A 12,561-nucleotide genomic window follows, 5' to 3' on the forward strand; every position below is an offset into this window, starting at 1 on the left:
ACCAGTCGATCGACTGACACCGCAGTGGCGTCGGCTCCAAGAAGACAGCAAGATCATCACAAGGGTGTGCGGACAAGGTGAGAACACGGCCCGACGGCACGACACAGACCGGACGCAAAACCGGCCCGAGCCGCCACCAGTTCGCACACCTCGAGGAGCTTCGTGATGACCCAGACCCCCATCGACCAGGCCGACATCGCCGATCTGCGCGCCAGAATCCGCGGAGACGTTCTCCGCCCGAGCGAGGAGGGATACGCGACCGTTGGTTTCAATCCCGCGGTGTCGAGGCGCCCGTGGGCGGTCGTCGACGCCGCCGACGCTCACGACGTGGCCGCTGCGGTGTCCTTCGCGGCAGAGAACGCCATGACCGTCGCGGTTCACGCGACCGGGCACGGGGCGACGCCGGTCGACGGCACGTCGCTGCTGGTTCGAACCGCGGGCCTCGACACCTGTGATATCGATCCCGACACCCACACTGCACGGATCGGCGCGGGCATCCGGTGGCAGCGGGTCATCGACGCCGCCGCCCCGTTCGGGCTTGCGCCACTGTGTGGTTCTGCACCTGGTGTAGGGGTTGCCGGATTTCTTTCCGGCGGTGGTATCGGACCCCTCGTCCGCACGGTCGGGGTGTCGTCGGATTATGTGCGTGCTGTCGAGGTGGTCACCGGAGACGGACACCTCCGACGGGTCACCGCGGACGTGGACCCAGACCTGTTCTGGGGTCTGCGCGGAGGAAAAGCGACGCTGGGCATCATCACCGAGGTGGAGGTGGAGTTGCTGCCGATCGCCCAGTTCTACGGTGGTGCAGTCTATTTCGACGGTGCGGACGCACCGGCTGTTCTTGCGCAATGGAAGCGCTGGTGCCAGGAGCTCCCGCGTGAGGCGTCGACGTCGGTCGCTTTCCTCCGACTGCCCGACATGCCGGGGATCCCGCCGATGCTTGCCGGAAAACTGACCGTGGCCGTGCGCTATGCCAGCGTCGCCGACGTCGACACCGCAGCGACCACGTTCGCGCCGATGCGCGCTGTCGCGACGCCCATCCTGGACATGGTGGACACGATGCCGTACACCGCCGTCGGCATGATCCACGCCGACCCGACCGACCCGCTGCCGACGCACGAGGACGGCATCTTGCTGTCGGACCTGACCGACGAGGCGGTGACCACATTGCTCCGCCACGTGGGGCCCGACGCCGCCTCGCCGCTGCTCGTCGTCGAACTCCGGCTACTCGGAGGTGCGTTCGCCGAGCAGCGCGGACCCGACAGCGCGGTCTGTCACCGCGATGCCGCCGTCAACCTGCACATCGTCGGTGCCCTGGTCGACCCGATCGCCGACATCGTGCCCGAGCATGCGACGCGGCTCGTCGGCGAGATGTCGGCGTGGGCAACGGGCGGGCGGTTACCCAACTTCACCGCCAGCGCCGATCCGCAGATCGTTCGCTCCTGCTACGACGAGGAGACGACGGCCTGGCTGGCAGCGCTGGCCCGCCAGCACGACCCCTGCGGGGCGCTCGCGGTCGGTCAGGTGGTCCGCTGACACCGGCCCGGGAGCGAGCGCAGCTCGGTTGAGCGTCGAATTGCTTCGTCACGGAATTGGTCGCGGGTGCTCACGCGTTTATCCTGGGGTGCGTATGTCCATGTCATCCCGCGCCCCGATCTACCTCGACAACGCCGCGACGACAGCTCTGCTGCCGGAGGCTCTCGAGGCGATGACCGCCTGCTATCTGCAGCCGGGTAATGCGTCGTCGCTACACGGCTCGGGTCGCCGCGCCCGGCGCCACCTCGAGGAAGCCCGCGAGACCGTCGCCGCGGCACTCGGAGCGCGTCCGTCGGAGGTGATCTTCACCAGCGGCGGAACCGAGGCCGACAACCTGGCCGTCAAGGGCATTTACCGAGCGCGGCGACGAGACGACGCCGAGCGTCGACGAGTCCTGGTGTCGGCTGTGGAGCATCACGCGGTGCTCGATGCCGCGCAGTGGCTCGCCGACCACGACGGTGCGGAACTCGTGGTGATCCCGGTCGACGCCGACGGGACGGTCTCCGTGGCGCACATTCGCGCAGAACTCGAGCAGCACGCCGCGCAGACCGCGCTGATCTCGGTCATGTGGGCCAACAACGAAGTCGGAACGATCCAGCCGATCGACGAGATCGCGGCACTCGGCGCCGAGTTCGATGTTCCGGTCCACTCTGACGCGGTGCAGGCCGCCGGTCACGTACCGGTCGACTTCACCGGCAGCGGGCTCTCCGCGATGAGTATCGCGGGACACAAGTTCGGCGGACCGTACGGGTGCGGTGCGCTGCTTCTCGGACGTGACGTCGACTGTGTCCCGCTCCTTCACGGCGGCGGTCACGAGCGGGATCTGCGCTCGGGGACCCAGGACGTGCCCGGGATCGTCGGGATGGCCGCCGCGCTGCGCGCCTCGGTCGACACACTCGACGTGACCATGCCGCACGTCGCGGCGATGCGCGATCGACTGTTCGACGTCTTGCTGTCCATCGACGGTGCCGGCGCCAACGGGCCGCGCGATCATCGCCGGCTACCCGGCAACGTGCACGTTTCCTTCGCAGGCTGCGAAGGCGATTCGCTCCTGATGTTGCTCGACGCCAACGGTGTGGAGTGTTCGACGGGCTCGGCGTGTACCGCCGGAGTCGCGCAGGCCAGCCACGTGTTGCTGGCGATGGGGGTGAGTATGGCCGACGCTCGGGGATCGCTGCGCTTCTCGCTCGCCCATTCCACCACCGAGGCCGACATCGATGCGGTCGCGGAGATCATCGGCGAGGTCGTCGATCGTGCTCGCGTCGCCGGTCTGGTCTCCGCTCCTGCAGGGAGGGGGAACTGATGCGCGTACTGGCAGCCATGAGTGGCGGTGTCGATTCCGCGGTCGCAGCGGCGCGCGCCGTCGATGCAGGCCATGAGGTGGTCGGGGTGCATCTTGCACTCTCGACGGCTCCGGGGGCTTTGCGCACCGGATCGCGTGGGTGTTGCTCACGGGAGGACGCCGACGACGCGCGACGCGCCGCCGACGTGCTCGGTATACCGTTCTACATCTGGGATTTCGCGGACAAGTTCAAGGACGACGTCATCGACGAGTTCGTCGAGGCGTACGCGGCCGGACAGACGCCGAACCCGTGCCTGACCTGTAACGAGAAGATCAAGTTCTCGGCGCTTGCAGAGAAGGCACTTGCGCTGGGATTCGACGCGCTCGCCACGGGCCACTATGCGCGTCTCGCCGACGGCGAACTGCGCCGCGCCGTCGATGACGACAAGGATCAGTCGTATGTGCTTGCGGTGCTCACCCGCGAGCAACTGTCGCGTGCGATGTTCCCGGTCGGTGACACCTCCAAGCCCCAGATCCGCGAGGAGGCCGCGCGTCGCGGCCTGTCCGTCGCCGCGAAACCCGACTCGCACGACATCTGCTTCATCCCCACCGGCGATACCCGAGCCTTCCTCGGCGCGCGTATCGGGGTGCGTCCCGGAGCAGTGGTCGACGCCGACTCGGGGGAGCGCCTCGCCGACCACGAGGGCGTCCACGGCTTCACCATCGGACAGCGCAAGGGACTCGGCATCGACGCACCCGCGGCCGACGGTCGCCCTCGCTACGTCACAGACATCGACCCCGAGTCGGGCACCGTGACCGTCGGCTCTGCGGAGAATCTGCAGGTCTCCTCGATCAGCGCCACCAAGGCGGTGTGGACGTCCGGGCAGCAGCCGAGCGGTCCGCTCGAGTGTGTCGTGCAGGTGCGCGCACACGGGGGACTCGCGCAGGCGGTTGCGACCCCGACGACGCGCGACGGTCAGCCCGGTATCGACATCGAACTACGCGAACCGCTGACCGGCGTCGCCCGTGGGCAGGCTGCGGTGCTCTATCTACCCGATGCCGAGCGGGGTGACCTCGTCGTCGGCTCGGGACGCATCGTGGGAACCTCGCATGTGCGCCGTGGCGATGAGGTCGCGGCGGGCGCACCGTCCGGCTCACACTGATCGCCGGTGAGACGATGACCTCGCTGCCGACCGGCACCGGTACCGGCGTCGGCTCCATGCCGGGAACCGACGCCCGTGAAGCCGCCGCCGTCGTGAACGGAGAGCTCGATTTCACGCACCTCGCGGAGTTGCCCGCCCGCGGTATCGGTGCCGACATGGTCGGGCGGATGGGCACACTTCTCGTCGACCTGCCCATCGACGCCGGGCCGTGGGGTTACCGGCTGTCGGCGCGCCCGTCCGGAGTCACGCGTGCGGCGTCGGACTACCTGAGATTCGACCTCGATGCCATCGAGGAACTCTGGGACGCAGCAGGTTTCATCGGCACCGGACGTCCGGTCAAGGTCGCGGTGTGCGGGCCGTTCACCTTCTCGGCATCGGTAGAGCTACCGAACGGGCACAAGGTGTTACGCGACACCGGGGCGTGGCGCGATGTCGTCGCGTCGACCGCCGAAGGCCTCAGCCAGCACGTTTCCGAGGTGAGCCGACGTCTTGGTGCGGACGTGACCGTGCAACTCGACGAACCGCTGATCGGTGCCGTCCTCGACGGCACCGTGACCCCGCTGACGCGGCTCGACCCGATCCGTGCGATCCCCCTGCCCGAGGTCGCGAACGCGCTGGGGAGCATCGTCGAGCAGGTCGGTAGGCCTGCCATCGTGCACAACTGCGGAGCGCCGCGCTGGGATCTCATCGCAAGGTTGCGCGGAGTAGCCCATTCGGTCGTGCTCGACCGAGCGGTCGCGGATGGTCCGGATGCACTCGACACCGCGGCGCTCGACGGGATCGGCGATCTGATCGAGCGCGGCGATGTCCTCGTCGCAGGAGTGGTCTCGGCGCAACGGGAGGATCGGCGAGCCCGGGCGGAGACGGTCGCCACCGCATTGGCCGCGCTGACGGATCGGATCGGGTTGGCTCGAAAAGTATTGTCCGAGAACGTGATCGTCACGCCGACGTGCGCACTTGCCGGTGCGACGCCGACGTGGGCGCGCACAGCGCTCGGCGTGTGTGCACGCGCGGGCGAACTGCTCGCCGAGGATCCCGAAGCGCTCTGACGGCGATCAGGCCGGGCGCTGCGCAACCGCGCTCGCCTGACCGCTGCCGAAGGTGACGCCTTTCCGTTCGGAACCGAGCGCGGTCAACACGATCACCACGATCAGCACCGGGACGATGGTGACGGTCAGTGCGAAGGGATAGCCGTGCGATGCGGCGAGCGTCTCCTGGATCGGGAGATTGAACGCGGCAAGACAGTTCCCGAGCTGATAGGTCACCCCCGGATAGAAACCACGTATCTCGTCGGGTGAGAGTTCGGTCAGATGTGCGGGGATGACACCCCACGCGCCCTGCACCATCATCTGCATGAGGAAAGACCCGAGAGCCAGGCTGCCCGCCGTCGTCGAATACGCGAACAGCGGCACGATCGGCAACGCCAGGAGCGCGCACGCGATGATGATGACCTTGCGGCCGTACCGCTCCGACAGCGCGCCGGCGATCAATCCTCCGATGATCGCCCCGACGTTGTAGATCACCGCGATCCAGGTTGCCTCACTCGCCGCAAGTCCGGCGCCGTCGTCGTCGGTCGCCTTGAGGAAGGTCGGGTAGACGTCCTGAGTGCCGTGGCTCATCCAGTTGAAGGCCGTCATCAGGGCGATCAGGTAGATGAAGCGACGCCAGATCGCCGGATTCGACCAGATCTGCCGCGCGGTGGTCTGCGTGAGCTTGATCCGCTCGCGCGATGCCTCCCACGCCGCCGACTCCTTGACCCGTGCCCTGATGAGCAGGGTGATGAGTGCCGGGATGATGGAGAGCGCGAACATCCAGCGCCAGTTCAGCCCCCACCAGGTGTTCAACAGAAGGAATGCCAGAGCAGCGCAGAGGTATCCCATCGAGTAACCGCTCTGCAGGAAACCGGAGAAGAATCCGCGGCGCGATTCGGGGATCTTCTCCATGGCCAGTGCTGCGCCGAGGCCCCACTCGCCGCCCATCCCGATCCCGTAGAGCATGCGCAGCACCATGAGCACCCAGAAGTTGGGCGCGAATGCGCACAGGAATCCGATGAGGCTGTAGAACGCGACATTGGTCATCAGCGGTATGCGCCGACCGCGTTTGTCTGCCCAATACCCGAACAGGAAGGCGCCGACCGGACGCATGATCAGGGTCATCGTGGTGATCAGCGCCATCCGCGTCAGCGGTACGTCGAAATCCTTGGCGATGTCGGCGTAGATCAGCACGACGAGGAAGTAGTCGAAGGCGTCCATCGCCCAGCCGAGATAGGCGGCCGCGAAGGAGTTGCGTTGATCGGCGGTCAGCGGTTCGCGACGAGCGGTCGACGGTGCGCGCATGACCTCACGCTAGACCTTTCGCCATGCGAAAAGGAGTGCTACCCAACGGAAGTCCAGTTTGTCCGAGAGTTCCGGATCAGCGGTCGCGCTCAGCCGTCGGCGGGGGCGTCGCCGATCGACCGCAGCTTCGCGAGCGACCGTTTCGGCGCCACCTGGCGGTAACTGGCGTCGAGGAGTTCGGTCACCTCGTCCCAGTCGGACCAGTCGTGGAGAAGTATGCCGACCCAGCCGTAGGGGCCGAGATAGGCGGGGAGGAAGAAGCGGGGATCGTCGAGCAGAGCCTCCCGCTCGGACGCGTCGGGGATGAACAACAGTGACTGATCGTGGCGCTCACCGCCCTTGACGCTGCCCCCGTAGTTACCGAACATCTTTCCGCAGCGGAATGTCGGACGCCCGTGGGCGACGACCTCGCTGGTGTCGGGGAGTGCGAGCGCGATCGAACGTACCCGGATGAGGACCGGGTCGGCGTCGTCGAAAACGATCGGGTGCGGCATATGGGTGACGATAGGGCACCGGCACCGACCGGGCGGGCGTGTCGGTGGGCTTCGCTAGGCTTTGAGAGTGGCACAAGACGTCGGATCCACGGACCCCAGCACTGCCGATCCCAGCACGGATCCCAGCACTGCGGACCCCACCACCGATCCCAGCGCTGACGTGCGTGAGCAGTGGTCGAAGCTCGCCGAGGAGATCCGCGACCACCAGTTCCGCTACTACGTCAAAGACGCGCCGATCATCTCCGACGGAGAGTTCGACCGCCTGCTGCGTCAGTTGCAAGAACTCGAGGACGACCACCCCGAACTCGCCACGCCCGATTCGCCGACGAAACTCGTCGGCGGCGGCTTCTCGACAGCCTTCACCCCCGTCGACCACCTCGAACGAATGCTCTCGCTCGACAACGTCTTCGACGCCGACGAGATGCGGACATGGGTGTCGCGCGTCGAGGAAGAGGTCGGGGTGGGCACCGAGTACCTGTGCGAACTCAAGATCGATGGTGTGGCGCTCGCGCTCGTCTACATCGACGGACTCCTCGACCATGCGGTGACGCGCGGTGACGGGCGGACCGGTGAGGATGTCACTCTCAACGCGCGCACCATCGAAGACGTGCCGGGGCGCCTGACGTCCACCGACGACTATCCGATCCCGCGCGTGCTCGAGGTCCGCGGCGAGGTGTTCTTCCGGGTCGAGGATTTCGAGGCCCTCAACGCCGCGCTCGTCGAGGACGGCAAGGCCCCGTTCGCCAACCCGCGCAACTCGGCGGCCGGGTCGTTGCGGCAGAAGAATCCGCAGATCACCAAACAGCGCCGCCTGCGGATGATCTGCCATGGACTCGGCTACACCGAGGGATGGAAGCCCGCGTCGCTACACGACGCCTATCTCGCGATCGGGGCATGGGGTCTGCCGGTATCCACCCACACCACCAAGGTGACTGGTGCCGACGCCATTCTCGACCGCATCGCCTACTGGGGAGAACACCGCCACGACGTCGAGCACGAAATCGACGGGATCGTCGTCAAAGTCGACGATTTCGCCAAGCAACGCCGCCTGGGTTCCACCTCGAGGGCGCCGCGCTGGGCTATCGCCTACAAGTACCCTCCGGAAGAAGCGACCACAAAGTTGCTCGACATCAAGGTCGGCGTCGGCAGGACCGGGCGTGTCACACCGTTCGCGTTCATGGAGCCGGTACTTGTCGCTGGTTCGACGGTGTCGCGCGCAACGCTGCACAACGAGTCGGAGGTACGGCGTAAAGGCGTGCTGATCGGCGACACAGTCACGATTCGTAAGGCGGGAGACGTCATTCCCGAGGTGCTCGGCCCCGTGGTCGAGATGCGCGACGGCAGCGAACGTGCATTCGTCATGCCCGATCGCTGTCCGGAGTGCGGCACACCGCTGCGTCCGGAGAAGGACAGTGATGCCGACATCCGCTGTCCCAACGCCGAAAGCTGCCCGGCGCAGCTGCGCGAGCGGCTGTTCCACCTGGCGGGGCGCAGCGCACTGGACATCGAGGCTCTCGGTTACAAGGGTGCGTCCTCCCTGCTGGCCGCCGGAGTCATCACCAATGAGGGCGACCTGTTCTCTCTCGACGAGGACGACCTTCGCAAGACGGATCTGTTCACCACCCAGGACGGCCAGCTGTCGCAGAACGGGAGGGCCTTGCTCGCCAATCTCGAGAACGCGAAGCACGCACCGCTGTGGCGGGTTCTGGTCGGGTTGTCGATCCGACATGTCGGTCCACCAACCGCTCGTTCTCTCGCAACCGAATTCGGCTCACTACAGGCGATCGAGGATGCAACCCCGGAGCAGCTCGCCGACGTCGAGGGGGTCGGCGGAACGCTGGCACAGAGCATTCACGACTGGTTCACCGTCGACTGGCATCGCGAGATCATCGAGAAGTGGCGTGCCGCAGGGGTGTCCATGGAGGACGAGCGCGACGAATCGATCGTTCGCACCCTCGAGGGCAAGACCGTCGTCGTGACCGGTTCGCTGCAGGACTTCTCGCGCGACGGGGCCAAAGAAGCGATCCTGGAGCGCGGTGGCAAGGCGTCTGGTTCGGTATCGAAGAAGACCGACTATGTGGTGGTCGGCGACTCGCCCGGATCCAAGGCCGCGAAGGCCGAGCAACTCGGTGTGCCCGTGCTTGACGAGGACGAGTTCAAGCGTCTGTTGGAAACGGGGGAGCCACCTCAGGCGGCTGCGGAATAGCGTCCGCAGCGTGCTGCGGGATCGAGCTCAGCAGGGCGTCGCGGAACTCGGAGACCGTGTGCGGCAACCAGAGCGCTTGCACCGGGGTCAGCGGCGGATTGTCGAAGTCTCGCACGACGATCCGACCGCCATGCGTCGTCCCTGCCGGGTCGGTGACGAAAGCGACGGCATCGTCGTCGACGAGTACCGCGGTGGCTGGTGGTGCGCCCTGGATACGGCACACCCGCAGGCGCGGCTCCACGCCGCCGCGTCGCAGGTGGGCGACCAGGAAGTCCGTGTAGAACGAGCGTCGTTCGGGTGCCCAGACGACGATCGGCACGTCGGCGAGGTCGCGAACCCGGATGGGATCACGCTCGGCGAGGCGATGACCGGCGGGGATGGCCAGCCGTAACGGGTGATAGGTGACGACCGACGACGTCAGTTGCGGTGGTGGTTCCACACCGCGCCGGAGTACGAGGTCGAGTTCACCGGAGAGCAGGCGTTCGGCGAAGAGTCGGGGAAACGTCTGGACGAACGTCACCGAGACGTCGGGGTGCCTGCGCAGCGCCGGTTCGACGAGCGTGAACGCCTCGTCATTCGAGAGCGCAGGTGAGTGCCCGATCGTGAATGCGTCGGCGGTGCCCGCTGCCCGGCGTTGAACCGAACGCGCGAGTTCGCGCGCGCCTGCGAGGAGTGGAAGCGCTCCTTCGAGGAGTGCTTCGCCCGCGCTGGTCAGCACCAGTCGTCGGCCCGAGCGGTCGAAGAGCGGCACGCCGACCTCGCGTTCTAGTTGCCGCAGCGCGGTCGATAGCGCCTGCTGCGTGAGGAACATCTGCTCTGCGGCCGCCGCCAGCGTGCCAGCCTGGGCGACCGCGACAAACTGCTCCAGACGGCGGGTGTCGAGTGCGGGGGAGTCACCGGCTTCCTTCATATACAAATCCTACTTGAGAAAGGTTCATATTGATTCGATTGAACTTGATTGTCGAGCTTTCTAGCGTTGATGATGTTCCTCCGAGACGGGGCGGTGAATGAAAACCGTTGGGGCCTCGGGCAACACACGCAGGCAGCGATACGAAAAGGACACGACGAATACATGACTCAGACACAGGATCTGTCAGCGACCACACGCAAGCTCGAGGGGAAGACCGCCGTTGTCGCGGCCGGGGCAAAGAACCTCGGTGGTCTCGTCTCGCGCCAACTCGCCGCTCTCGGTGCGAATGTTGCGGTCCACTACAACAGCGACTCGAGCCGGACCGATGCCGAGAAGACCGCGGCCGCCGTGGAGGAACAGGGTGGTAAGGCCGTCGTCGTACAGGGCGACCTCACGGTACCGGCGACGGTGACCGCGTTGTTCGACGCCGCGGTCGGCGCCTTCGGCGGTGTCGACATCGCGGTCAACACCGTGGGGAAGGTGCTGCGCAAGCCGATCGCGGAAACCACCGAAGCCGAATACGATTCGATGTTCGACATCAACGCGAAAGCCGCCTACTTCTTCTTGCAGGAGGCCGGCAAGCGGGTGAACGACAACGGCACGGTCATCAGCATCGTGACCTCACTGCTCGCGGCGTACACCGACGGCTACTCGACGTACGCGGGCGGGAAAGCGCCGGTCGAGCACTTCACGCGGGCGGCGTCCAAGGAGTTCGCCGATCGTGGTATCTCGGTGAACTCCATCGGGCCGGGGCCGATGGACACCCCGTTCTTCTACCCGCAGGAGACCCCGGAGCGCGTCGAGTTCCACAAGTCGCAGGCGATGGGAAACCGGCTGACCGACATCAACGACATCGCGCCCATCGTGACTTTCCTTGCGACAGATGGACATTGGATCACCGGTCAGACCATCTTCGCCAACGGCGGGTACACCACACGCTGATCTGTCGTACAACGGTCAGATTTCCGGCACGAATGACTTGAGGAGTTCACATGACCACTGCACTGCCCGATCCTGTCGCAACCGCCATCGACGCGACGAATGCCGGTGACCTGCAGGCTTTTCTCGATGCCTTCACGCCCGACGGTGCCGTCGACGACTGGGGCCGCGTCTTCACGGGACCGACGGAGATTGCCGGCTGGAGTGACAACGAGTTCATCGGTAAGAATGTGACTCTCGAGGTCACCGAGGTGACGACGACCGGCGCCGACACGGTCGTCATTGCAACGGTCGGCGGCGACGGCTTCAACGGGCCGTCCACGTTTACCTACACTGTCAGCGGAGATAAACTGTCGCGCATGATGATTCGCGAGTAAGTCCTCGATCAGTTCGCGATGGCCGTCTCGAAGGCGGCCATCGCGGCAGCGTCGAACAGCACGAAACGCACGGCACTGACGGTGGTGTCCGTGGCGCGGACCGTTGTCACCGCGATACGGGCGCCGTCGTCCATTGGCCAGCCGTAGATGCCTGTCGAGATTGCGGGAAAAGCCACGGTCCGCGCGCCCAGCCCGGCTGCGACACACAGGGATTCGCGGTAACAGGACGCGAGGAGTCCCGAGCGGTCGGCTGAGGCCGAGTACACCGGTCCGACGGTGTGTATCACCCATCGCGCGTCGAGGTCGCCCGCGGTGGTCGCCACAGCTGCGCCGGTGGGCAGTCCTTGCGGGTATCGGCTCTCTCGCAGTTCCCGGCATTCGGCGAGGATCGCCGGGCCACCTCGACGGTGGATCGCGCCATCGACTCCACCGCCACCGAGTAGCGACGAGTTCGCCGCATTCACGATGGCGTCGACGCGTTGCGCGGTGATGTCGCCGTGGACGAGCTCGATCGAGGCCATCTCTGCACGCTACGCCGGCCACATCAGGCAAGCACACAATGCTGCAGAATCACTCCTTGCGCAACGGGTTTCAGCTGTCGGTTACGTTTCGGCGCGCAGCACGGTGCTGACGATGCCGGAGAGATAGCCCAGGCGCGCGATCTCCGACGGCCGGAAATCCGGCCCGCCGACCCTGCCGAGGAGTACGGCCTTGCCGCCATCGCCGAGCGGCGCGGCGGCCAGTCGGGTGTCCATCTCCTGCCATGCTCCGGGTACCCAGTCGGCATCCGGATCGAATTGAGCGGCCTCGTGCAGGGGTAACCAGTCGGCGTTGGTCAGTGGCGTCTCCGGGGCGCCGGAGCTGTGGTAGAGCTGCAACACGCCGCTCGCCGCTCTGGTGACGACCATCGCCCACGACACTCGCAGGACGCGCGGGGCGTCGTCGACGAGGACCTGGAGCCGGTCTCGATCGGCAGTGGCCACGTGATCGACCAACTCGAGTTCCCGGTGGGTGTCGAGCAGCCCGCTGTAGGGGCGGATGGAGTCGACACGTACACCGGCGACCTTCTCGGCAGCGGTGATGAGCGCGTCGGGAAGCGATCCGGGTGCGGTGTCGACGACGAGGTCGTCGACCGCATAACCATCCCCGCGTTCGACGACCTCGAGGGACAGTATGTCGGCGCCCACGGACCCGAGTTGCACGGCGAGCAGTCCAAGGCTGCCGGGGCGATCCTCGAGGTACACGCGTAGCAGGTATGACACGTGCGACATTGTCGCACCGTGGCCACGCGCGTGCTCGGATGGCATCGTCGGCGCGC

At 66.3% G+C, this 12,561-nt stretch carries 12 protein-coding genes; 7 read left to right on the forward strand and 5 right to left on the reverse strand.

Annotation, left to right across the window (positions count from 1 at the left end):
• Positions 1-165 precede the first annotated feature (165 nt).
• From GOACH_RS11480 to GOACH_RS11495, 4 genes are all read left to right on the forward strand, one after another.
• Positions 166-1,536, forward strand: coding sequence for an FAD-binding oxidoreductase (locus GOACH_RS11480; protein WP_005174724.1), 1,371 nt, complete (start codon positions 166-168; stop codon positions 1,534-1,536).
• 100 nt (positions 1,537-1,636) lie between these two features.
• A complete protein-coding gene (locus GOACH_RS11485; protein WP_005174726.1) occupies positions 1,637-2,839 on the forward strand; it encodes a cysteine desulfurase family protein in 1,203 nt (400 codons plus the stop codon).
• The gene (gene mnmA, locus GOACH_RS11490; protein WP_005174728.1) at positions 2,839-3,981 is read left to right on the forward strand and encodes a tRNA 2-thiouridine(34) synthase MnmA; all 1,143 of its coding nucleotides are present in this window, start codon (positions 2,839-2,841) and stop codon (positions 3,979-3,981) included. The genes GOACH_RS11485 and mnmA overlap by 1 nt, the downstream gene beginning before the upstream one ends.
• Positions 3,982-3,995: 14 nt before the next feature.
• On the forward strand, positions 3,996-5,030 hold the full coding sequence (locus GOACH_RS11495; RefSeq protein WP_005174730.1) for a uroporphyrinogen decarboxylase/cobalamine-independent methonine synthase family protein: 1,035 nt from the start codon (positions 3,996-3,998) through the stop codon (positions 5,028-5,030).
• A gap of 6 nt (positions 5,031-5,036) precedes the next feature.
• Here the strand turns inward: GOACH_RS11495 and GOACH_RS11500 are convergent, their stop codons facing one another.
• Positions 5,037-6,317, reverse strand: a complete 1,281-nt coding sequence (locus GOACH_RS11500; protein WP_005174732.1) for an MFS transporter — start codon at positions 6,315-6,317, stop codon at positions 5,037-5,039.
• Positions 6,318-6,406: 89 nt separating this feature from the next.
• Positions 6,407-6,811, reverse strand: a complete 405-nt coding sequence (locus GOACH_RS11505; RefSeq protein ID WP_005174734.1) for an MmcQ/YjbR family DNA-binding protein — start codon at positions 6,809-6,811, stop codon at positions 6,407-6,409.
• Positions 6,812-6,878: 67 nt separating this feature from the next.
• Here GOACH_RS11505 and ligA point away from each other — a divergent pair, with 67 nt between their 5' ends.
• A complete protein-coding gene (gene ligA / locus GOACH_RS11510; RefSeq protein ID WP_005174735.1) occupies positions 6,879-9,017 on the forward strand; it encodes an NAD-dependent DNA ligase LigA in 2,139 nt (712 codons plus the stop codon).
• Here ligA and GOACH_RS11515 read toward each other — a convergent pair.
• Entirely contained in the window at positions 8,968-9,927 is a 960-nt protein-coding gene (locus tag GOACH_RS11515; protein WP_005174736.1) for a LysR family transcriptional regulator, read from the reverse strand. The two genes, ligA and GOACH_RS11515, sit on opposite strands and share 50 nt — an antisense overlap.
• A gap of 162 nt (positions 9,928-10,089) precedes the next feature.
• Here GOACH_RS11515 and GOACH_RS11520 point away from each other — a divergent pair, with 162 nt between their 5' ends.
• On the forward strand, positions 10,090-10,869 hold the full coding sequence (locus tag GOACH_RS11520) for an SDR family oxidoreductase (RefSeq protein ID WP_005174737.1): 780 nt from the start codon (positions 10,090-10,092) through the stop codon (positions 10,867-10,869).
• Between the two features lie 50 nt (positions 10,870-10,919).
• The gene (locus tag GOACH_RS11525; protein ID WP_005174738.1) at positions 10,920-11,243 is read left to right on the forward strand and encodes a nuclear transport factor 2 family protein; all 324 of its coding nucleotides are present in this window, start codon (positions 10,920-10,922) and stop codon (positions 11,241-11,243) included.
• Positions 11,244-11,251: 8 nt separating this feature from the next.
• Here GOACH_RS11525 and GOACH_RS11530 read toward each other — a convergent pair whose 3' ends face one another.
• Positions 11,252-11,764, reverse strand: coding sequence for an O-acetyl-ADP-ribose deacetylase (locus GOACH_RS11530; RefSeq protein ID WP_005174739.1), 513 nt, complete (start codon positions 11,762-11,764; stop codon positions 11,252-11,254).
• Between the two features lie 81 nt (positions 11,765-11,845).
• Positions 11,846-12,514, reverse strand: a complete 669-nt coding sequence (locus GOACH_RS11535) for an ACT domain-containing protein (RefSeq protein WP_005174740.1) — start codon at positions 12,512-12,514, stop codon at positions 11,846-11,848.
• Positions 12,515-12,561: the final 47 nt, after the last annotated feature.

This window comes from Gordonia aichiensis NBRC 108223 (assembly GCF_000332975.1).
Taxonomy (GTDB): Bacteria; Actinomycetota; Actinomycetes; order Mycobacteriales; family Mycobacteriaceae; genus Gordonia; species Gordonia aichiensis.